The following is a 22581-nucleotide window of genomic DNA, read 5'->3' on the forward strand; positions in this document are numbered from 1 at the left end:
GCGAGGCGGCGGTCTATGGTATATTTCCCGGGTACGGCTTCTCACATTTGCTAAACGGTCACGATGAAAACCAATCTAATTACCCGTCAGGGCTATCGGGAACTCCAGGAAGAGTTAGATCACCTCTGGAAGCACTATCGTCCCGAAATTACCGAAAAGGTGTCCTGGGCCGCCAGTCTTGGCGATCGCAGCGAAAACGCCGATTATCATTACAACAAAAAGATCCTGCGTGAAATCGATCGCCGGGTGCGCTATTTGCGCCGGGTACTAAAAGAAGCGCGGGTCGTGGATTATTCGCCGCAGCAGGAAGGCCGGGTATTTTTCGGCGCCTGGGTGGAGGTGGAAAATGATCAGGGTGAGCGGCTCCGCTTCCGCATTGCCGGGCCGGATGAAATCTTCAAGCACAAATCTTATATTTCCATTGATTCCCCCATGGCGCGGGCTTTAATCAAAAAAGCGGTGGACGATGAAGCGGTGGTCGCCACGCCCACCGGTTTAAAAACCTGGTATGTGAATAAAATTTCTTATCAGGAACCGTTGGGAGAATAAATGAAATATGCGAAATATAAGGCCGCTAAGGTTTACTTTGCCAGGGGTAAAGTGAACAATCATCCTACCCGGTCGGTTTAATTATCGTCATGCCGGCATTTGTGGATAAATACCGGTAAAGACCGGCGATGATCGTCATAAAGCGCGTTTTTTTGCCGAATATGTGGATAACTACGTATTTCCATATGCTTTGTAACAATTTTGCTTAGAATATACACCTGAAACCGCTGTCAGTGCCTTACAGGTTTCTGAACAATACGCTTACGGGCGTATCGCCTTTGGGAGAGAGAACAATGCAAGAGAATTACAAGATTCTGGTCGTGGACGATGATATGCGTTTAAGGGCCCTGCTGGAGCGTTATTTAACCGAACAGGGATTCCAGGTGCGCAGCGTCGCCAATGCCGAGCAGATGGATCGCCTGCTGACGCGCGAGTCCTTCCATCTGATGGTGCTGGACCTGATGCTGCCGGGCGAGGATGGCCTGTCCATTTGCCGCCGGCTGCGCAGCCAGAGCAATCCGATGCCGATCATTATGGTCACGGCCAAAGGCGAAGAGGTGGATCGGATCGTCGGTCTGGAAATCGGCGCTGACGACTATATTCCCAAGCCCTTTAATCCCCGCGAGCTACTGGCGCGCATCCGCGCGGTGCTCAGGCGCCAGGCCAATGAGCTGCCGGGCGCGCCTTCGCAGGAAGAGGCGATTATCGCCTTCGGTAAATTCAAGCTGAATCTCGGCACCCGCGAGATGTTCCGCGAGGATGAGCCCATGCCGTTGACCAGCGGCGAATTCGCGGTACTTAAGGCGCTGGTAAGCCATCCCCGCGAGCCGTTATCGCGCGATAAGCTGATGAACCTGGCCCGTGGCCGGGAGTACAGCGCCATGGAGCGCTCCATAGACGTGCAGATTTCCCGCCTGCGCCGTATGGTCGAGGAAGACCCCGCCCACCCGCGCTATATCCAGACCGTTTGGGGTTTGGGATACGTATTCGTGCCGGACGGCAGTAAAGCATGAGGCGATGGCGCTTCTCTCCGCGCAGTTCTTTTGCACGGAGTCTGTTGTTAATCGTTACCCTGCTGTTCGTCAGCCTGGTGACGACCTATCTTGTGGTACTGAATTTCGCGATATTACCCAGCCTGCAGCAGTTCAATAAAGTGCTGGCGTACGAAGTGCGCATGCTGATGACCGACCGTCTGCAGCTTGAGGACGGTACGCTGCTTGAAGTCCCGCCGGCGTTCCGGCGCGAGATTTACCGGGAGTTGGGCATTTCCCTTTATACCAATGCAGCGGCCGAGGACAGCGGGCTGCGGTGGGCTCAGCATTATGAGTTCCTCAGCCAGCAGATGGCGCAGCAGCTCGGCGGCCCCACCGATGTGCGGGTGGAGGTCACCAAGAATTCGCCGGTGGTCTGGCTGAAGACCTGGCTGTCGCCGGATATCTGGGTGCGCATTCCGTTAACAGAAATCCATCAGGGCGATTTTTCGCCTTTATTCCGCTATACCCTGGCCATTATGCTGCTGGCAATAGGCGGCGCCTGGTTGTTTATCCGGATGCAGAACCGTCCGCTGGTGGACCTGGAGCACGCCGCGCTGCAGGTGGGCAAAGGCATTATACCGCCGCCGCTGCGGGAATACGGCGCCTCGGAGGTGCGTTCGGTCACCCGGGCGTTTAACCAGATGACCTCCGGCGTCAAGATGCTGGCCGACGATCGGACCCTGCTGATGGCCGGCGTCAGCCACGATTTGCGCACGCCGTTGACGCGTATCCGCCTGGCCACCGAGATGATGAACGCCGAGGATGGCTATCTGGCCGAGTCGATCAATAAGGATATTGAAGAGTGTAACGCCATTATCGAGCAATTTATCGATTATCTGCGTACCGGGCAGGAGATGCAGACCGAGATGGCGGATCTGAACGGCATCCTGGCGGAAGTGGTGGCGGCTGAAAGCGGTTATGAACGTATTATCGAAACCGCGCTGTTCGATGATGAGCTGATTGTTAACGTGAATCCGTTGTCGATTAAACGGGCGGCGGTGAATATGGTGGTTAACGCAGCCCGTTACGGTAACGGCTGGATCCGCGTGAACAGCGGGCGGGACGCGCACCGGGTTTGGTTTGAGGTGGAGGACGATGGGCCGGGCATCGAACCTTCGCAGCTGAAATATCTGTTCCAGCCCTTCGTGCGCGGGGACAGCGCGCGCAGCACCAGCGGCACCGGGCTGGGGCTGGCTATTGTGCAGCGTATTGTCGACGCCCACGACGGTACGCTGGATATCGGCAGCAGCGAGCGCGGCGGCCTGCGTATTCGCGCGTACCTGCCGTTGCCTGTGAATGCGCATGACGTTCCCGTCGTGACCTCGGTAAAGAAAACGGCGTAATCCCGCCGCGGCAACGACCGCGGGGCAAAAAAAAGCCTCCGTTACGCGGAGGCATGATGTGGACTGGCAAGCGCCGGATTTAAGCCCGGTGTCAGCGGGCCTAGCATGCCATGGGGCACTCTGGCGGCCAGGAAAACCATGGCCGCTTCGACCCCATTGGCACGCTCTCCCTTGAACACGTCTGCTTTAGGTTCGGCGTTGGCGGGCCTAGCATGCCATGGGGCGCTTTGGCGGCCAGGAAAACCATGGCCGCTTCGACCCCATTGGCACGCTCTCCCTTGAACACGTCTGCTTTAGGTTCGGCGTTGGCGGGCCTAGCATGCCATGGGGCGCTTTGGCGGCCAGGAAAACCATGGCCGCTTCGACCCCATTGGCACGCTCTCCCTTGAACACGTCTGCTTTAGGTTCGGCGTTGGCGGGCCTAGCATGCCATGGGGCGCTCTGGCGGCCAGGAAAACCATGGCCGCTTCGACCCCATCGGCACGCTCTCCCTTGAACACGTCTGCTTTAGGTTCGGCGTTGGCGGGCTTACCGCGCCGGGGTTTAGCCCGGCGCCGGCGTGCTTACAGCTTCGGTCCCGCTTTAACCAGCGCCTTGCCTGCCGGCGTGTCGGTGTATTTATCAAAATTGGTGATAAACCGTTTCGCCAGGTCGTCGGCCTTTTCCTGCCACAGGCTGGGTTCGGCGTAGGTATGGCGCGGGTCGAGAATCTGGCTGTCGACGCCGGCCAGCGTCATCGGCACCGCCAGGTTGAATACCGGTAGCGTGAGGGTTTCCGCATCGTCGATAGCGCCGCTCAGGATCGCGTCGATAATGGCGCGGGTATTTTTGATGGAAATGCGTTTACCGGTGCCGTTCCAGCCGGTATTCACCAGATAGGCCTTGGCGCCGGCGGCGTTCATGCGTTTGGCCAGTACCTCCGCGTACTGGGTCGGGTGCAGCGACAGGAACGCCGCGCCGAAGCAGGCCGAGAAAGTGGGGGTCGGCGCGGTGATGCCGCGTTCAGTGCCGGCAAGCTTGGCGGTAAAGCCGGACAGGAAGTGATATTGCGCCTGTTCCACCGTCAGTCTGGCCACCGGCGGCAGTACCCCGAAGGCGTCGGCGGTCAGGAAGATGACCCTGGACGCATGGCCCGCTTTCGATACCGGTTTGACGATATTCTCAATATGGTAGATAGGGTATGAGACGCGGGTATTTTCGGTTTTGCTGCCGTCGTCAAAGTCCACGCTGCCGTCGGCCCGGACAACCACGTTTTCCAGCAGGGCGTCGCGGCGGATGGCGTGGAAAATTTCCGGCTCGGCTTCCTCTGACAGATGGATGGTCTTGGCGTAGCAGCCGCCCTCGAAGTTAAAGACGCCGTCGTCGTCCCAGCCGTGCTCATCGTCGCCGATAAGCCGGCGGTGCGGATCGGTGGACAGCGTGGTTTTGCCGGTGCCCGACAGGCCAAAGAAAATGGCGACATCTTCGGCGGCGCCGACATTGGCCGAGCAGTGCATCGAGGCGATGCCTTTTAACGGCAGCAGGTAGTTCATGATCGAGAACATGCCTTTTTTCATTTCGCCGCCGTACCAGGTGCCGCCAATCAGCTGCATCCGTTCCGTCAGGTTAAAGGCGATAAAGTTTTCCGAGTGCATGCCCTGCTGTTGCCAGTCCGGATTGGTGCATTTGGCCCCGTTCATGACCACGAAATCAGGTTTGAAGTCCCGCAGTTCCTCTTCATCGGGGCGGATAAACATGTTTTTGACGAAGTGCGCCTGCCAGGCCACCTCGGTGATAAAGCGTACCTTTAACCGGCTGTTTTCATTGGCGCCGCAAAACGCATCCACGATAAACAGGCGTTTGCCCGATAGCTGGTTGCCGACGAGTTGTTTCAGGTGGCTCCAGGTCTCCTGACTGAGCGGATGATTGTCGTTGTTGCCTTTACCCTGATCCGACCACCAGACGGTATCGCGCGTTACGTCGTCGCGCACCAGGTATTTGTCCTTCGGCGAGCGGCCGGTAAAGATACCGGTATCGACGGCCACGGCGCCGGTGCTGGTGACGGTGCCGCGCTCAAATCCTTGCAGTGAATCGGCGGTTTCTTCCTGGAACAATAAGGCAAAATCCGGGTTGTAAATCACCTCGCTACAGTTAGTAATGCCATAGCCGACCAGGTCTTGCGCGTTGATACCATGACTTGCCATATGACGACTCCTTAGCTTTAAATTATTACCTGTAGCGATTGTAAGGGTTACCCAGTGGATCACCGAGAGGTAGGTCATGAAATAACCGACGTCAGCAAGTTTTACACTGTATTGGGAGCTGACGCATAAATAAAGCTTCAGCATGCGCTACCATAGGCAAGTCTATCTGTCCTGTGCCCGCCGGCGCCTATCTCAGTGTAATTGTGTCTCAGGGCCCGTGCGGTCTGACTTTATCGCCGCGACATCCCCGGCGGTAAAGACATAATGACTACCGCAGAAATCACAATGCATGTCGATGGTTTCGTCCTGATCGAGCATTTCATCAAGCTCATGCTCCGGCAGCGTCAGCAGCGCGTCAGCACAACGCTGCCGGGAGCAGGTGCAAAGAAAACGGACGTCCTGGGCGGGGTAAAGCGATACCTTATCCTGATGATAGAGGCGATATAACACGTCATCGGCCGGCAGGGTGAACAGCTCTTCCGCCTTGACTGTGGCGGTCAACTGCGCCAGGCGGTCAAAGTCGTCGTGGCTGGCATCGCGCGCGGGCAGCACCTGTAGCAGCATACCGGCGGCCGCGACCTGGCCGTTGGCTTCGCCGGTGCGGATAAACAGGCGGGTCAGCAGCTGTTCAGACTGCAGGAAGTAGTTTTCCAGGCAATCGGCCAGGTGTTCTCCTTCCAGGCCCACCACGCCCTGGTAACGCTCGCCCTCATCCGGGGTGAGCGTAATGACCAGGTAGCCGTTGCCGACCATTTGTCTGAGCGTGCTGTTTTCGGCGATGTCGCCGTCGATGCGCGCCACGCCGCGCATATTCTGCTGGTGATCGCCGTTAATGACCACCAGGCGCAGCGGCCCGTCGCCCTGCAGTTGCACGGTAATCTCGCCGCTGAATTTCAGCGTAGCGGTCAGCAGGCTGGTGACCACCAGCATTTCCCCCAGCAGGTTTTTGACGCTGGGCGGGTAATCATGCTGGCCCAGGACCTGCCGGTAGGTATCATGCAATGAAACCAGTTCACCGCGCACGGCATAATCTTCAAATAAATAACGGTGTAGCTGGTCGTGAATGGCCATAATTCTCTCTCTTGCCGGTGGCGGCGGGCTTATTCCCCCGACTCGCCATATTTAAATTTAATCAGGTTGCGGCGCTCTTTTTTATCCGGCCGCCGGTCCGGGTGGGTCACGTTCTGGGCATTGATTTTGCGCGCGGCGGCCAGCTTTTCGCGTTTGGCCACGCTTTGCGCCGTTTCCTGGTAGAACAGTTGCGCTTCGCTGGCGGGCCGGCGCTGTACCGTTAGGGTAAGCGCCACCACGGTGCGCTCGTCATCACCCTGGCGCAGGGTGATCTCCGCGCCGCTCTCCATGATTTTGCCGGGTTTGGTGCGCTGTCCGTTGTAATGGACTTTGCCGCCTTCCACCATTTCCCGGGCGATGGCGCGGGTTTTGTAAAATCGTGCCGCCCAAAGCCATTTATCAAGGCGGACGGCCTCTTCCTGTCCGCCTTTGTCCTTATCCTGGTTTTTCATCGTGCCTCCTGTGTGCTGGCCGGGAACGGGCGCTTTTTCAGTACCCGGTCCGCCGGGTGGATGCCGCGCTGGTGTGCCGCCGGTATCAGGATACATTAGGGTATTATACCAGTCGTTGGCGGATGACATGCAAATTCCGTGCGCATGACGCGCCGGGCAAACCGGGGCGCCGCGGGTTAACGCAGCGTTTTTAATGCCACGGTGGGCAGGTGGGTATTAAAACAGCTTTCATAATAACGCTGAATATCCTGGGCGTGATGCCGGCTTTTGCCCAGGCGGCGGATCAGCAGTACGGCGTTGACCAATGCGATGATAATCAACAGGAAAAGCAGTACGCTGGTGCCAAGGTAGCGCCAGACGGTGATGACATCGGGTTCGCTGTGCAGCGAAATATGGCGGGTGCCGTTGGCGTCGACGGTGATATTGGTAATGACGCCCTGGGCGCGGAACGGCGTGTGCAGCAGCATGGCGGAGAGGCGCTGCAGTTCATGCCATTGCGCCAGCCCGGTGTAATCATATAAGGAACTGGCCGGCAATGGATGATCCACCAGTAATTTTCCCTCGTCGCTGTGGATCAGGAATCCGCCCGGCGGGGGACTGTTAAGGGCATTGGTCGCCTGGCGGGTCTCTCCGGTGAAAATGGACGAGGTGGCGCTGGTCACCAGGTTTTGCAGCGTTTCCGCGCTGACCGGGCGCAGCAGGACGTTGACGCCTTTGAGCGTGCCGTTGCGCGCCCGCTTTACAAGCGAAGGCCAATCCCGGCCGTTGGCCAGGTTGACCAGCGCGGTTTTCAGCCGGCCGCAGGCGCTGTCGTCATGGCAAAGGTCCTGCGTTTTCAGCACGATGTCCGCAAAATCATCCAGCAGTATCATGCCCGATTTCTGGATGGCGGTCGCCAGGCCTGGATTGATCTTGGGATCGTTATCCAGTTGGGGATGCAGTTGGGTATTGACGGTATTGAGCAATAATACCGCCTTATCCACCGTGTCGGACTCCGGCAAAGGCAGCGGTTCGGCGTTATTCCAATAAATGCTGGAACAATCGAAAGGGACAAACGGTTCCCGGGCATCCGCGGGTAGGGCGGTATTGATATAGCACATGCCCGAGCCCTGGGCGTGCAGCGTATCGCCGATGCGCAGCTGCGCCTGCGCCAGCGTATTGACATCCACCGCCTGGATATTCTGCGCGCCTTTTAACCAGGCGGTGCTCAGCGTCAGCGGCAAGGTCAGCGGCACGTAGATCAGCAGCAGGCACAAGATCAGGGCCGAGCTGCACAGCAATACCAGGTTGCCGCCAAAGCGCTGGAGCGGGAAATGCCTCATTTCGTCATGCAGGGACAGATATTTCCCCTGGCGCACCACCTGGCGGTTGACGTAGATATCGACATCGGTCTTTTTGCCCATATCATGGCCGATAAAAGGCAGCCAGTGGGGCGGGTAGTTCAGGTCGATAATGCCGAACGAGATGGTGCTGATGCGGCTTTGGTCAGATTCCCCGAACAGGCCCCAGCGCTTGGGCGTGCCGCGCAGGCAGTGCACATCCCGCAGCGCGCTCTCGGCCGGCCGGCGCAACAGCCGCCAGCCGCCCCAACCCATCAGCACGCCGGCGACGGCCACCAGCCATGGCACGGCCAGCACCGGCGCCAGCAGGCTGACAAACAGCAATAATAGCGCCACGCTCAGCAAGGCGGCCTCATAGATGCCCTTCGGCCGGCTGAGCGCATATTCCTCGGGGGTTTCCTTGCGGATGTTCAGCAATTCGACCTGCTCGGTTTCCTGCTCGCGCATGGACGAGTTCGGTACTAACTGCGGCGGGCTGGGCGCTTGCGGGTCGGCGGACATGTAATCCACCAGCGAGTGGCCGTTGAGCGCAATCACCAGGGGGATCCCGGCGGTTTTTATCAGTTCGACATGATTTTCGTCGGCAATATACTGTTCCCAGAGCGGGGGGAGATGCACTTCGGTACTGTCGAGGAAATAACGCCACTTATGGGGCGCGTCGGTGGCCAAGCCATAACGGGTGATGGCATGGGTGACCGCATAGATATTCTCGCTTTGCGGGGTTAACGCCAGGGTCTCCGCCACCGGCGCGGGGGGCGAGGCCAGGGGCAAGCTATACTGGAGGTGTTTATTCAGCTGGAAATAGTGTTCGATGGCCTCGCGTTCCTGCGGGGCCAGTTTGCGGGGCAAGGGTTGCAGCGACGGCATGCGCTTTATCGGCGCGGGGATGTGGCGCCGGCGGTAGGCCCGGTAAGCGGATAACGCGATCGCACAGGTCAACAGTAAGGCCAATACAATGACTATTGTGCTCATGCCATCCCCATCGAAACACGAAAAAACGACGATACATCGATAATATGATACGCATCCGGCAAGCGGCGTGACGCCACGCTCGTCATAGAGAAACGAACACTCGATTGTTTGATTGACAGCCGCGCGGGAAAAAAACGTGACAACTATCAACGCTAATCTCAGGGTAGCAATCCATTCTTTAGCGACATATCGGTATTTTCCTATTTTAATCCCAATTCTTTTCTTTTACTTGCCATGCTATAACTAATTGCATCCGTTTTACCCGGCCTCGCGTTGGCGGAATGGCAGGTAAAGATCGGGTTAGCCGGCGCGGAAACGGCGCCGCTGGCGGGCGGGGGATTTAACGTGGATGCCCTGATCCTGTTGTTTGCGCGCATAGGCGGTTATGCTGTGACATGTATTTTGTCTGCTCGGGACCATTATGGATAAGCATCTGCAAAAACCAAAAATTCATAAAGTTGAAACCGTGGCGCGCTCCCGATTGTTTAATGTAGAAACCGTCGACCTCGAGTTCAGCAATGGGGCGCGGCGGATTTATGAAAGGATGCAGCCGTCCGATCGGGAGGCGGTGATGATCGTACCGATAATCGATGATCATCTGGTGTTGATCCGTGAGTATGCGGTGGGCATTGAGGATTATGAGCTGGGGTTTCCCAAGGGGCTGATTGATCCCGGCGAGGAGATCCTGGAAGCGGCGAACCGGGAACTGATGGAAGAGGTGGGTTTCGGCGCGCGGCGCATGGATATTTTAACCAAGCTGACCATGGCGCCGTCCTATTTTTCCAGCAAAATGAATATCGTGGTGGCGCGGGATCTGTATGCGCAGCAGCGCGAGGGCGATGAGCCCGAACCGTTGCCGCAGGTGCGCTGGCCCATCGATCGCATGATGGAGTTGCTTAATGAGCCGGATTTTCGCGAGGCGCGTAACGTCAGCGCGCTGTTTCTGGCCCATGCGTGGCTGGTGCGGAAATAAAACAACCGGAGTCCGGTTATCCCTTTGGATGCCTGCTTTGAGTGCGGTGTTGGCGGGCATACCGCGCCATGGGGCGCTCGGTCGGGCGGGAAAACCACGCCCGATTCGACCCTATTGGTACGCTCTCCCTTAACACGTCTGCTTTGGGCGCGGTGTTGGCGGGCCTGCCGTGCCATGGGGCGCTCGGTCGGGCGGGAAAACCACGCCCGATTCGACCCCATTGGCACGCTCTCCCTTAACACGTCTGCTTTGGGCGCGGTGTTGGCGGGCCTGCCGCGCCATGAGGCGCTCGGTCGGGCGGGAAAACCACGCCCGATTCGACCCCATTGGCACGCTCTCCCTTAACACGTCTGCTTTGAGTGCGGTGTTGGCGGGCATACCGCGCCATGGGGCGCTCGGTCGGGCGGGAAAACCACGCCCGATTCGACCCCATTGGCACGCTCTCCCTTAACACGTCTGCTTTGAGTGCGGTGTTGGCGGGCATACGCGCCATGGGGCGCTCGGTCGGGCGGGAAAACCACGCCCGATTCGACCCCATTGGCACGCTCTCCCTTAACACGTCTGCTTTGGGCGCGGTGTTGGCGGGCCTGCCGTGCCATGGGGCGCTCGGTCGGGCGGGAAAACCACGCCCGATTCGACCCCATTGGCACGCTCTCCCTTGACATGTCTGCTTTGAGTGCGGTGTTGGCGGGCCTGCCGTGGCAGGCCGCCGCATTAGAACAGTTCGTGCGATTCGCCGCCGTTATCCGTCACCACGGTACCCACCTCGTGCACCACCCGGTCCCTCGGCTGCGTACCGTCGATAAAGTATTCCTCGCGACTGTTGCCGCCGCCGTCGGAGAGTTTGCCGCTGCTCTTATCGATGCTGACGGTGACGATGCCCGGCGGGGGCGTGACTTTTTGCTCCGGTATTCCTTCCAGCGCGACCTTCATAAAATCATCCCAGGCCGGCTGGGCGCTTTTGGCACCGCCTTCGCCGCCGGAAATCTGATCGCTGATGGCGCCGGACGCCGTGGCCCGGCCCAGGTTGCGGCGATGATCGTCGAAGCCAATCCATACGGTGGTGACGGTTTGCGGGCCGTAGCCTGAGAACCAGGCATCCTTGGAATCGTTGGTGGTACCGGTCTTGCCGCCGATATCATGGCGCTTCAAGTCCTTGCCCGCGCGCCAGCCGGTGCCCATCCAGCCGGGTTCGCCAAAGATGTTGCTGTTAAGCGCGTCGTGGATCAGGAACGCCAGCGGCGTACTGATGACGTGCGGCGCATAAAGCTGGCTGCCGTCAGCGGCCTGTTGCGCCGGGGAAACGGTTTCCAGGCGGGGCATCGGCACGGCGGCGTTATTATCGGGTTGGCGCGACACGGCGACGTTTTCCATGCTGTCATCGGACAGGACGGCGGATTTGTTGGTGTCGCCGTAGATTACCGGCAGGTTGCAGGTGTCGCAGACCACTTTGGGCTTGGCTGCAAACAGAACATGGCCGGCTTCGTCCTCGATGCGGGTAATCAGGTAGGGGTCGACCAGATAACCGCCGTTGGAGAGCACCGAGTACCCGCGCACCATCTGCAGCGGAGTAAACGACGCCGAGCCTAGCGCCAGCGATTCGGTATGCACGATATTCTGCGCGGGAAAACCAAAGCGCAGCAGGTATTCCGCGGCATAATCCACGCCCATGGCGCGCATGGCGCGCACCATCATCACGTTTTTCGATTGCCCCAGCCCCTGGCGCAGGCGGATGGGGCCGTCATAGGTCGGAGGCGAGTTTTTCGGCCGCCAGTCGGCGCCGGCGCCGGCGTCCCAACGGGAAATCGGCACGTCGTTAAGGATGGTGGCCAGGGTCAGCCCTTTATCCATGGCGGCGGTATACAGGAACGGCTTGATATTCGACCCGACCTGCCGCAGCGATTGGGTGACGCGGTTGAATTTGCTCTGGTTGAAATCGAACCCTCCCACCAACGCCTTGACCGCGCCGTCCTGCGGATTGAGGGACACCAGCGCCGAGTTGACGTCGGGCACCTGCGCCAGCCACCAGATATCGCCGACCTTGCGCACCCAAATTTGCTCGCCCGGCTTGACGACGTCCGAGACCTTGCGCGGCAGAGGGCCTTGCAGCGTATCGGTTTTAAACGCTCGCGCCCAACGCACCCCTGCCATCGGCAGGGCGACGCTGCTGCCGTCCGCCATTACGGCGGTGGCCTGTTCGGCGTCGGCCTGCGTTACCACCGCCGGGAACAGCGGTCCGTAAACCGGCAGCGTTTTTAAAGTATCGACGATATGCTTCTGGTCCCAGGCCATTTCACCCACCTTCCACAGCACGTTGCTCGGTCCGCGGTAGCCGTGGCGGATATCGTAATCGAGCACGTTGTTGCGCACGGCGTCCTGCGCCGCCAGCTGTAGTTTTTTGGTGATGGTGGTATAGACCTTATAACCATCGGTATAGGCATTTTCCCCGTAGCGTTTCATCATGTCCTGACGCACCATTTCAGAGACATAAGGCGCCGAAAACGCCATTTGCGGCACGTGATAATTCGCCACCAGATCGCTGTTGCGGGCCTGTTCGAACTGTTCGCGCGTAATGAAGTTTTCATCCAGCATGCGCGACAGCACGAAATTACGCCGCGCCAGCGCCCGATCGTGGGAATAAAGCGGATTGAAGGTCGAGGGCGCTTTCGGCAGGCCGGCAATGACCGCCATCTCGCTCAGGGTCAGCTGGTCGACATTCTTGCCAAAATACACCTGCGCCGCCGCGCCGACGCCATAGGCGCGGTAACCCAGATAAATCTTGTTGAGATACAGCTCGATGATTTCATCTTTCGTCAGCAGCTGCTCGATACGGATGGCCAGGAAAGCTTCTTTGATTTTGCGAATCAACGTCCGCTCTGGGCTGAGGAAGAAATTGCGCGCCAGCTGCTGCGTGATGGTGCTGGCGCCCTGGGACGCATGGCCGGACATCAGCGCGATGGAGGCGGCGCGCATGATGCCCACCGGGTCAACCCCATGGTGCTCATAGAAGCGGCTGTCTTCCGTGGCCACGAACGCGTGGACCAGTTCCGGCGGTATTTGCTGCAGCTTCAGGGGGATACGGCGTTTTTCCCCAAACTGCGCTATCAGCTCACCGTCCGCGCTATAGACCTGCATCGGGGTCTGCAGCCGAATGTCTTTCAGGGTGGCGACGTCAGGCAACTGCGGCTCGATATATTTGTACATGCCAAATATCGAGGCGGCTCCCAACAGAATGCAACACACTGCAAAGATTAAAAAATATTTTACGAACTTCACCTGAGATTTCCCATTTCATGTCATTTGGGCAGTTTATAAACAACCGCGCGCTAGTATAAAGGTAAGCCAGCACGTTGGATACGTACTTTTAATGACGGACGATAACGAATGAGAAGGAGCTCGGCAAACATGGAATTTTGCACCTGGCAAGTGGGATTGGCGTTTGAAAACGGCACCGCGCGGGCGCTGGCGGTGCAGCGGCGGCGCCAGGGCTGGCAGCTTCGCCATTGGTGGCAGCGGCCCATGCCTGAGGGGGCTGAGGGCACGCCGTCCGCCGCCCTGGAGCAACTGTTGGCGGTGTGGCGCAGGCAACTGCCCGGACGCATTTCGTTACGAGTTTGTTTGCCGTCAACCGAGTTTCTGCACCGGCGCATGGCCGCGCCGGACCATCGCCTCGGCGAGCCGGAACGGGAGTGGTATATCACCGCGCAGGCCCGCCGCCATTTCCCCGCCGGCCGTGAAAAGCTGCTGCTCGATTACCGTGACGATCCGCAGGCGCCCGGCACGCTGCTGGTGACCGCAGCCCGACAGGAGGCCGTGGCGCGGTGGCTATCCTGTCTGGAGCGCGCCGGTCTGGCTCCGCACGTGCTGGATATCGCGCCCAGCGCCCTGCGCTGCATGGCAAGCGCCGCGGGCCTGGCGCGGGACCGGCTGCTGATCCACGCTGCGCGCACGGGATGGCACTGGGTCTCGCCGCTGGCGCGTCCCCTGGAATTCGGCGTTATCGCCACCGGCGAGGCCGCGGCGCTGCCGGCGGCGCGTGGACTCATCCACCAGCGCTATCCTGATGCCTGCGGCAGGGGTGAGCCGGTCTATATCAGCAGCGACGCCATCTGCCCGCCGCAGACGGATGCCCTGCAATGGTCGCCATTTTCCGCCCTGTGGCAGGCGCATCCCCCGCTACCGGCGTGGCCGGCGGCATTCGCCATCGCGGGCGGGCTGGCCGTGCGCCGCGGCGATGAATAATGTATCAGGTCAACCTGCTGCCGTGGCGGCGCCAACGCCGGCGGCGGCGCGCAAGAATCGTGTCCCTGGCGCTGGCGGTCGAACTGCTGCTGGCCTCCGGTCTGCTGGGCCTGCAGGCGCGGCGCGGCCATGAACAGCTCGCCGAGCTTGGCGCACTGCTCTCACAGTGGCAACAGCGCGAAAAACAAATCCGCGGGCAGCGGCAGCGGATGGAGCGTCTGCTGGAACGGCGGCAAGAGCTGGAAAACAAGCTGCGCGGCCGGCGCCGGGCCAACGCCGGCAACCAGCGCTACCGGCAGCTGTGGGATCAACTGCCGGGCCTGCTGCCGCCGGGATTGTGGTTAACCCGGCTGCGGCTGTGCGGCACAGAAGTACATATAAGCGGCTGCAGCGAGCGCTATGTGCATATCCGCACGGCGGACCGCCTGCTTTCCCGACATCCTCGGTTCGCTTCCATACGCTGGCGACGAATCGAACAACAGGAAAACGGCCGCTTCAGCTTTGAGTTACAGGCGGCGTGGCCCGCCGGGGCGGCGGATGATGCCGGACGCTGAGGGCGGGTTCGGCCGCTGGATGGAGCGCCCCTGGCGCGCGCTGGCCCTGGCGCAGATCATCGTGGGCGTTTACGTCGCGCTGGGGATTTTGCTGGTCGTGCGCCCTGGACAGGACGCGGCGGAGTTGCTGCGCCAGGATATCGGCCATTGCAAAACCGTGGTGGCTGGGCAGGAACGGGCGCAGGCCGGCTTACCCGCTCCGGAACGCCTGGAAGCCGATATCCTGCGCTTACGCCGCCCCGTCGACGCCGGCGAAAAAATGCGCGGGGATCCGGCCGCCTTGGCCGCCGTTATCCCTCCGGGCCGGGGGAAGAACCTCACCTGGCGGGCGTTTGGCGCCGCCGGCGACCGGCAGCACGTTTTCGAACGCTGGCAACTGGTGGTAACCACGGACTATGCGCAACTGCGGCGCATGCTGCGCCATCTCTGCGACCTGCGGGGGGCACTCCCCCTGGAAACCCTTACCGTCAGGCGCCGGGGCGGGTTGCTGGAGGCGGAGCTTATCCTGTCTGCCGCGCCCGGGACGGAAACGAAAAACGGGCGGCGGGAAAAGGCGCCGGGGGAGGCGGGGGACGATGACGAGGAGGCCGGTAACGACGGGGCCACGGCGGTAGATTACCGGGAGACGGCGTCCAGCCCGGGTTTGGCGGCGGAGGACCAGGAGAGGAGAGAGGCAACGGACGATGAACGGCCGCAGGAGCGCGATCCTTTTCAACCGGCGCCGCACGTTCAGCCGGGTCACGCCGGTCGGCCTGCCGCGGACGGCCGGATCGATCGGATAAAAGGGAAGGTGGGCGCGGGAGAGCGCTGGTTATTCTGGACCGTTGACGATCAGGGGCGCTGGCGCCGGTGCGGAACAACACGCACTGCGGCCAGGAAAGATCAGGAAGATCAGAAAGATCAGGAGGATCATAATGGAGTCACCCGATAAAAAGGACGAGGCACAATGAAAGGACACGCGCGGATGGTGGGGTTGATCTTGTGTTTGCTGACGGTTGGATGGCGGGACGTCGCGCTGGCCGGACGGACGGCGGGCGGCGACGGCAAACCGGTGACGCTGGTATTTGACGACGCGCCGATACCGCAGGTGCTGCGCGCCCTGGCGGAACATCAGCGCCTGAATCTGGTTATTGCCCCGGACATCAAAGGCAATATCAGCCTTAATCTGCACAATGTGTCCTGGCTACAGGCGGTGGATCTGATCGCGCGCACCGGCCGCCTGCGCCTGGAGCGCCAGGATGACGCGCTGATGGTGTTCCCCGCGCGGCGGGGCGAGGCGGACGGGCCGCCGGGTGAAACTCCTTTGCGCAACCAGTTGGTGACGCTGGAGCACGCCGATGCCGGCGAGGTGGCGAAAAGCATCGGCTCGATGCGCGGCGCCCTGATGTCCCCGCGTGGCAGCGTGATGCTGGATAAACGCACTAATTCCCTGGTGCTGCGCGATACCGACGCGGCATTATCTGCGCTTACCGGCTGGATAAAAATCTGGGATCTGCCGCTGGAGCAAGTGATGATCACCGCCCATATCGTTACCATCAGCCGGGATAACCTGCGGGAAATCGGGGTAAAGTGGCAGCAAGGCGGCGGCACATCGCCTTGCGCCACGCGCCTGGGGGTCGATCTGCCCCTGAGTGAGCATTACGCCAGCATGGGGTTTCGCCTGGCGCGCCTCAGCGGCCGGCTGCTTGAACTGGAACTGACCGCGCTGGAGCAGGAAAACAAAGTGGATATCCTGGCCAGCCCCCGCCTCTATACCGCGCATCAGCAAACCGCCAGCATCAAGCAGGGCACCGAGATTCCGTACCAGGTGGCGAACGGTAAAAATAAATCACCGGCCATTCAGTTCAAAGAGGCGGTACTGAGCATGGAAGTCACCCCTAAAATACTGCGCAACGGCAAAGTAACCCTCAATTTGCGCCTGAGCCAGAACGTGCCGGGGCGGGTAATCAAACAAGGGGAAAATGAGAGTGTTTCCATCGATATGGAGGAAATCAAGACCCAGGTGACCATTGCTGACGGCGAAACCATTGTTTTAGGAGGTATTTTTCAACATCAAAAACATCAAACCCATGATAGGGTACCGCTTTTGGCGGAGATTCCGCTGCTCGGCCAGCTGTTCAAACGCCAGCGTGCGCACTATAAACAGCGTGAACTGGTTATTTTTATTACGCCGACCCGCATAACGGGGTAAACTTGATTGCCTCAATTTGGGCAAAATTGCGGTTTTAGCAACAAATTATGCGTTTTTTTCGCGTTCGATTTGACGCTGTGCACAATTTCGCTTACAAGGGTAACCCATTGAGCATCGCTGTTTTTGCGTCACCTGTAATTACGATAGAGATATCGGAATTCCTCCTTGCGGTGTGAGCATCGATTTAATCGGTTGCCAAACTACCCCGAGTGTTGAGATAATTTTTCGTCTGATTCTCGCACTATCGCTCATGAGGTTTCAGTTTAGGTCCCGCCGCTGATTTGATTGGCGGGGCGGGTTGTCATTAACGAATAATCTTAGTAATACCGAAAAACATGGCAGAGAAACGCAATATCTTTCTGGTTGGGCCTATGGGTGCCGGCAAAAGCACTATTGGGCGTCAGTTGGCTCAACAACTTAATATGGAGTTTTTCGATTCTGATCAAGAGATTGAGCGACGCACCGGAGCTGATGTAGGCTGGGTATTCGACGTGGAAGGCGAAGACGGCTTCCGCGATCGTGAAGAAAAAGTCATTAACGAACTTACCGAGAAACAAGGGATCGTATTGGCTACAGGTGGTGGTTCAGTAAAGTCACGTGAAACACGTAACCGCCTTTCTGCCCGTGGTGTGGTCGTTTATCTTGAGACCACCATTGAAAAACAGCTGGCCAGAACCCAGCGTGATAAAAAACGACCCTTGCTACAGGTTGAAGCCCCGCCGCGTGAAGTACTGGAAGCGCTGGCCCGGGAACGCAACCCTTTGTATGAAGAAATTGCGGATGTCACCATCCGTACCGACGAACAAAGTGCTAAAGTTGTCGCCAACCAGATTATCAATATGCTGGAAAGCAACTGATTTAGTGTGTAACGAGATGCCGAAAAGGTCTTAAGCACCCCATGGAGAGGATTACGGTAACATTAGGGGAGCGCAGCTACCCGATTACGATAGCGGCCGGGTTATTCAACGACCCGGCTTCTTTCATGCCGCTTAAAAGCGGCGATCACGTGATGGTGGTGACCAACGAAACGCTGGCGCCGCTTTACCTGCACTCTGTCCGCACGGTGCTGGAAAGCGCCGGGGTCATCGTCGACCAGGTCATTCTGCCCGACGGCGAGCAATACAAATCCCTGGCCGTATTGGATCAGGTTTTCACCGCGCTGCTGAAAAAACCCCATGGCCGCGATACCACGCTTATTGCGCTTGGCGGCGGCGTCATCGGCGATCTGACCGGCTTTGCCGCCGCCAGTTATCAGCGCGGCGTGCGCTTTATCCAGGTTCCCACTACGCTGCTTTCCCAGGTCGATTCATCGGTGGGCGGTAAAACGGCGGTTAACCACCCTCTCGGTAAGAACATGATCGGCGCGTTTTACCAGCCGGCATCCGTAGTTATCGATCTCGACTGCCTTAAAACCCTGCCGGCGCGCGAATTGTCCTCAGGACTGGCCGAAGTCATCAAATACGGCATCATTCTGGACGAGGCTTTTTTTGGCTGGCTGGAAAATCATCTTGACGACGTGCTGGCGCTTGAGCCCGACGCGTTGTCCTATTGCCTGCGGCGCTGCTGCGAACTGAAAGCGGCGGTGGTCGCCGCGGATGAACGTGAAAATGGTCAGCGGGCTTTGCTCAATTTAGGCCATACTTATGGGCATGCCATCGAAACCCATATGGGCTACGGCGTCTGGCTGCACGGCGAGGCCGTGTCGGCGGGCATCATGATGGCGGCGCATACCGCCCGTCGTTTAGGGCAGTTCAGTATGGATGAGATTGATCGCGTGCAGGCGTTGTTGACGCGCGCGGGCTTGCCGGTGGCCGGACCGAAAGAAATGGCCCCGGCGGATTACCTGCCCCATATGATGCGGGATAAAAAAGTGGTTTCCGGTCAATTACGGTTAGTGCTGCCGCGCTCAATAGGCCAGGCGGAAGTGCGTACCGGTGTAGCAAATGATATCGTATTGGCATCAATCGCCGATTGCCAGGCTTGAGTCAGGGCCGTTCCCCTTATCCCGCGAGCGGGAAAGGGGGGATGAGTTTGATTTAATCGCATTAACCCTCCCCACGACCCCCGGGCCGTGCGGAAATTATCTCTCAGTTGGAGAGTTTTAGATGGATGAGTTCAAGTCGGAAGACGAACTGAGACCCGATAGCAGCGATCGCCGCCCACCCCGTCAACGGAAAGGTCCTTCAGTTCCCAAAGTGGCCATGTCCAAACAGCATCTGATGATAGGCATTGGCATCCTGGTGCTGCTGCTATTGGTTATTGCCATCGGTTCGGCGTTAAAGGCGCCTACCCAGATGGACGCTAACCAGCAAAATCCGAACGTGGCGGAAAAGAGCATCGAACTGCCCGGTACGGCAAATACCGCGACCAACGATCTCAAACCCGTGCCGGACAGCGCCAACCCCGACGTCAATAGCCCAGGCAGTACGCCCGCGGCCAACGGCACCGTGAACGGCGGCAACGGCAATACCGCCGGTACGGTGAACGGCAGCAACGGCACCGCCCAGCAGCCGCAGACGCTCAACGCGCCGCCGGTTGCCGCCGCGCCGACCCAGGCGCCGCCGTCAGCCGACGGCAATCCGCAGCACCGCATCGATCTGCCGGGCAATATGGCGGACGCGCTGTCACAGCAAGGGGATCGGGTTAACGGCGTGACCCAGCAAGTCAACGGCGACCAGCCGGCCTCGACGCTGCCGACCGCACCGGCCACGGTGGCCCCGGCGGGCAGGGAACCTGCCGCCAAGGCGACCAAACCCGCGTCCGCCGCGCATAAAGCGCCGAAGACGACCGCCATGGTCCCCAGCGCCAAAAATTCGGCGCCAACGCATAACGCCAAGGCGCCCGCCGCCGTCCAGCGTGCGCCGGCCGTGGCCGCGCCGCAGCCCACGGCAGCACCCACCCGCCATACCATGGTGATTGAACCCGCCACGCGCGCTCCCGCCGCCGCCGCGCAGCGCGCGCCGGCAGCTACAGCGGCACCGGTAGCCACGTCGGCACCAGCCGCCGCGGCCGCCCCCGCCAGTGCCGGTGGTTCAATCCAAGCCGCCCCGGCGGGGTATTACACCGTGCAAATCAGCAGCGCTTCCCAGGCCACTACGCTTAACGCCTATGCCAAGAAGCAGCAGTTGGGCCAGTATTGGGTGTATGAGACCCGCCGTGACGGCAAGCCCTGGTATGTGCTGGTGAGCGGGGTCTACCCGACATCAGCCCAGGCCAAAAGCGCGGTGGCGCAATTACCGGCCGATATTCAGGCTAAAAAACCGTGGGCCAGGGAAATTGGCCAGGTCAAGCAGGATCAAAACAAATAAGTTCCTGAATTTAACCTGATGTATGGGTCCTAAACAGAGTACAATCCGCGGCTCTTGAGAGTGTGTGAGTAACAATCGACGGCATGAAGAAGAACCGCGCGTTTTTGAAATGGGCTGGCGGTAAATATCCGCTAATAGAAGATATCCGCCGCCATTTACCCGCGGGGGATTGCCTGATCGAGCCCTTTGTCGGCGCGGGGTCGGTATTTTTGAATACCGACTACGAGAAGTACATCCTTGCTGATATCAATAGCGATCTCATCAATCTGTACAACATCGTCAAAGAACGCACCAGTGAATTTATCGGCGACGCACGGCTGATGTTTAACGCCGAGACCAATACGTCGCAGGTGTATTATCTGCTGCGCAGCGAATTTAACCTCTGTACCGATGCTTATCGGCGGGCGGTGCTGTTTCTTTATCTCAATCGCCATTGTTATAACGGCCTGTGCCGTTATAACCTGAGCGGCGAGTTCAACGTGCCTTTCGGCCGCTACAAAAAACCCTATTTCCCCGAAAACGAACTCAACTGGTTTGCAGAGAAAGCCCAGCAGGCCGTTTTTGTCTGTGAACATTATCAGCAGACCCTGCATAAAGCGGCGCAGGGATCTGTGGTGTACTGCGATCCGCCGTATGTGCCGTTGTCGACCACGGCCAATTTTACGGCGTACCATACGAATAGTTTCAATAACCTTGAGCAGCAGAACCTGGCGCGGATAGCCTACCGGCTGGCCAGCGAAGCGCAGGTGCCGGTACTGATTTCCAACCATGACACTCTGCTGACGCGGGAGTGGTATTGCGACGCGGTGCTGCATGTGGTGAAAGGCCGGCGCACCATCAGCCGCAATATCCTTGGCCGCATCAAGGTGAACGAGCTGCTGGCGCTGTATGATTATGCTGACCGCTCCGGCGCCATTGACTGACCATTAATGATTGGAGACGCGGATGAAAAATTTTTTAATCGCCCCATCCATCCTTTCGGCGGATTTTGCCCGTCTGGGCGAAGACACCGCCCGGGTATTGGCCGCCGGCGGCGATGTGGTTCACTTCGATGTGATGGATAACCACTACGTACCCAACCTCACCATGGGGCCGATGGTTCTCAAGGCCCTGCGCGACTTCGGCATCACCGCCCCCATCGACGTCCATTTGATGGTCAAGCCGGTAGATCGCCTGATTCCCGATTTTGCCGCCGCAGGCGCCAGTTACATCACTTTTCATCCCGAAGCCTCGGAACATGTCCACCGCTCGCTGCAGCTGATCAAATCCCACGGCTGCAAGGCCGGCCTGGTGCTTAACCCGGCAACGCCGCTCAGTTACCTGGATTATGTCATGGACCAGCTCGATATTATCCTGCTGATGTCGGTTAATCCCGGTTTCGGCGGCCAGTCGTTTATTCCCGGCACTCTCGACAAGCTGCGCCAGGTGCGCCGGCTGATTGACGACAGCGGTCGCGATATTCGCCTGGAAGTGGATGGCGGCGTCAAAGTCGATAATATCGGCGCCATCGCCGCCGCCGGCGCGGATATGTTTGTCGCCGGCTCGGCGATCTTCGGCCATCCCGACTACCGGGCCATTATCGACGCCATGCGTCGCGAGCTGGGCGCCAGCCGTCCTGAGCCGGATAACACCAGACCCGGGGATAGCCGCCTTGAGCGAAAAAACAGCCATGAGTAAGCTTTGCAACATCCGCGGACTGGCCTTCGACCTTGATGGCACCTTAACCGATACCGCCCCGGGGCTCAGCAGCGCGCTCGATCAGGCTCTCCAGGCACAGGGACTTCCGCCCGCGGGGCAGACGCTGATTTCCACCTGGATAGGCAATGGCGCCGACGTTTTAGTCGAACGCGCCCTGATTTGGGCCGGCGCCTCGCCCGAACCCGCGCTGTGCCGCGAGACGCGCGTGCTGTTCGACCAGTTTTACGCCCAGACCGTTGAGCAGGGCAGCCGGCTGTTCCCGCAGGTAAAAGACACGCTGGCCCGTCTGGCCGCCCACGGCCTGCCCATGGCGGTGGTGACCAACAAACCCACGCCTTTTGTCGCGCCGCTGCTGGCATCGCTGGGTATCGACAGCTATTTTTCGCTGCTGATCGGCGGGGATGACGTGGCGGCGAAAAAACCGCACCCGGCGCCCATCTACCTGGTATTGGGCAAACTGGGACTCTACGTTGAGGAACTGCTGTTTGTCGGCGATTCGCGCAATGATATCATTGCGGCCAAAGCCGCCGGCTGCCCCTGCGTCGGCATGACGTACGGTTATAACTATGGCGAAACGATCGAAACGAGCCATCCGGATTATGTCCTGGACCGTTTTGCCGATCTCCTGCCCATCCTTGGGTTGTCATCTACAGATAATCAGGAAGCGTAAA

The 22581-nt window shown here is 59.3% G+C and carries 20 protein-coding genes; 15 read left to right on the forward strand and 5 right to left on the reverse strand.

The features are described 5' to 3' along the window. Positions 1-63: 63 nt before the first annotated feature. The 4 genes from greB (at position 64) to envZ (ending at position 2926) form a co-directional block, all read left to right on the forward strand. Positions 64-549, forward strand: coding sequence for a transcription elongation factor GreB (greB, locus tag ACL2XN_RS19840; protein ID WP_410013225.1), 486 nt, complete (start codon positions 64-66; stop codon positions 547-549). Between the two features lie 255 nt (positions 550-804). Next, positions 805-891 (forward strand): hypothetical protein, encoded by an 87-nt coding sequence (locus ACL2XN_RS19845; protein ID WP_413731004.1) that lies wholly within the window; start codon positions 805-807, stop codon positions 889-891. After that, complete coding sequence (gene ompR / locus ACL2XN_RS19850; RefSeq protein ID WP_413731005.1) at positions 882-1562, forward strand: two-component system response regulator OmpR; 681 nt, start codon at positions 882-884, stop codon at positions 1560-1562. Before ACL2XN_RS19845 ends, ompR begins: the two co-directional genes overlap by 10 nt. Beyond that, the gene (gene envZ / locus ACL2XN_RS19855) at positions 1559-2926 is read left to right on the forward strand and encodes a two-component system sensor histidine kinase EnvZ (protein ID WP_410013226.1); all 1368 of its coding nucleotides are present in this window, start codon (positions 1559-1561) and stop codon (positions 2924-2926) included. Before ompR ends, envZ begins: the two co-directional genes overlap by 4 nt. A 563-nt stretch (positions 2927-3489) precedes the next feature. Here the strand turns inward: envZ and pckA are convergent. The 4 genes from pckA to ACL2XN_RS19875 form a co-directional block, all read right to left on the reverse strand. After that, complete coding sequence (gene pckA, locus ACL2XN_RS19860) at positions 3490-5109, reverse strand: phosphoenolpyruvate carboxykinase (ATP) (protein WP_413729325.1); 1620 nt, start codon at positions 5107-5109, stop codon at positions 3490-3492. Between the two features lie 192 nt (positions 5110-5301). After that, positions 5302-6180, reverse strand: coding sequence for an Hsp33 family molecular chaperone HslO (gene hslO, locus ACL2XN_RS19865; protein WP_410013228.1), 879 nt, complete (start codon positions 6178-6180; stop codon positions 5302-5304). A gap of 29 nt (positions 6181-6209) precedes the next feature. Continuing rightward, positions 6210-6632 carry a ribosome-associated heat shock protein Hsp15 gene (hslR, locus tag ACL2XN_RS19870; protein ID WP_410013229.1) on the reverse strand — a complete coding sequence of 141 codons (423 nt, stop codon included), beginning with the start codon at positions 6630-6632 and terminating at the stop codon, positions 6210-6212. Positions 6633-6808: 176 nt separating this feature from the next. Next, positions 6809-8944: an IgaA/UmoB family intracellular growth attenuator gene (locus ACL2XN_RS19875; protein ID WP_413729327.1), complete on the reverse strand. Its 2136-nt coding sequence runs from the start codon at positions 8942-8944 to the stop codon at positions 6809-6811. A 421-nt stretch (positions 8945-9365) separates the two neighbouring features. On the opposite strand from ACL2XN_RS19875, the gene nudE reads away from it, so the two are divergent. Further along, positions 9366-9917: an ADP compounds hydrolase NudE gene (gene nudE / locus ACL2XN_RS19880; protein WP_410013231.1), complete on the forward strand. Its 552-nt coding sequence runs from the start codon at positions 9366-9368 to the stop codon at positions 9915-9917. Between the two features lie 714 nt (positions 9918-10631). On the opposite strand, the gene mrcA is transcribed toward nudE, so the two are convergent. Continuing rightward, complete coding sequence (gene mrcA, locus ACL2XN_RS19885) at positions 10632-13193, reverse strand: peptidoglycan glycosyltransferase/peptidoglycan DD-transpeptidase MrcA (protein ID WP_410013232.1); 2562 nt, start codon at positions 13191-13193, stop codon at positions 10632-10634. A gap of 129 nt (positions 13194-13322) precedes the next feature. On the opposite strand from mrcA, the gene pilM reads away from it, so the two are divergent. The 10 genes from pilM to ACL2XN_RS19935 all read left to right on the forward strand — a co-directional run bounded on the left by pilM (position 13323) and on the right by ACL2XN_RS19935 (position 22580). After that, positions 13323-14159 (forward strand): pilus assembly protein PilM, encoded by an 837-nt coding sequence (pilM, locus tag ACL2XN_RS19890; protein ID WP_413729329.1) that lies wholly within the window; start codon positions 13323-13325, stop codon positions 14157-14159. Then, positions 14159-14713, forward strand: a complete 555-nt coding sequence (locus ACL2XN_RS19895; protein ID WP_413729331.1) for a PilN domain-containing protein — start codon at positions 14159-14161, stop codon at positions 14711-14713. Before pilM ends, ACL2XN_RS19895 begins: the two co-directional genes overlap by 1 nt. Next, positions 14697-15644 (forward strand): hypothetical protein, encoded by a 948-nt coding sequence (locus ACL2XN_RS19900; protein ID WP_410013235.1) that lies wholly within the window; start codon positions 14697-14699, stop codon positions 15642-15644. Before ACL2XN_RS19895 ends, ACL2XN_RS19900 begins: the two co-directional genes overlap by 17 nt. A gap of 15 nt (positions 15645-15659) precedes the next feature. Continuing rightward, a complete protein-coding gene (gene pilQ / locus ACL2XN_RS19905; protein WP_413721574.1) occupies positions 15660-16904 on the forward strand; it encodes a type IV pilus secretin PilQ in 1245 nt (414 codons plus the stop codon). Between the two features lie 335 nt (positions 16905-17239). After that, positions 17240-17761, forward strand: a complete 522-nt coding sequence (gene aroK / locus ACL2XN_RS19910) for a shikimate kinase AroK (protein WP_131866394.1) — start codon at positions 17240-17242, stop codon at positions 17759-17761. A gap of 41 nt (positions 17762-17802) precedes the next feature. After that, complete coding sequence (gene aroB, locus ACL2XN_RS19915) at positions 17803-18888, forward strand: 3-dehydroquinate synthase (protein ID WP_413727591.1); 1086 nt, start codon at positions 17803-17805, stop codon at positions 18886-18888. Between the two features lie 121 nt (positions 18889-19009). Further along, positions 19010-20212: an SPOR domain-containing protein gene (locus ACL2XN_RS19920; RefSeq protein ID WP_413723559.1), complete on the forward strand. Its 1203-nt coding sequence runs from the start codon at positions 19010-19012 to the stop codon at positions 20210-20212. 83 nt (positions 20213-20295) lie between these two features. Then, on the forward strand, positions 20296-21135 hold the full coding sequence (gene dam, locus ACL2XN_RS19925) for an adenine-specific DNA-methyltransferase (protein ID WP_413727593.1): 840 nt from the start codon (positions 20296-20298) through the stop codon (positions 21133-21135). Between the two features lie 22 nt (positions 21136-21157). Next, a complete protein-coding gene (gene rpe, locus ACL2XN_RS19930; protein ID WP_410013240.1) occupies positions 21158-21889 on the forward strand; it encodes a ribulose-phosphate 3-epimerase in 732 nt (243 codons plus the stop codon). Then, a complete protein-coding gene (locus ACL2XN_RS19935; protein ID WP_410016710.1) occupies positions 21882-22580 on the forward strand; it encodes a phosphoglycolate phosphatase in 699 nt (232 codons plus the stop codon). Before rpe ends, ACL2XN_RS19935 begins: the two co-directional genes overlap by 8 nt. Position 22581: the final 1 nt, after the last annotated feature.

It is taken from the genome of Sodalis sp. RH22, from assembly GCF_047324165.1.
In the GTDB taxonomy this organism is placed as follows: Bacteria; Pseudomonadota; Gammaproteobacteria; order Enterobacterales; family Enterobacteriaceae; genus Acerihabitans.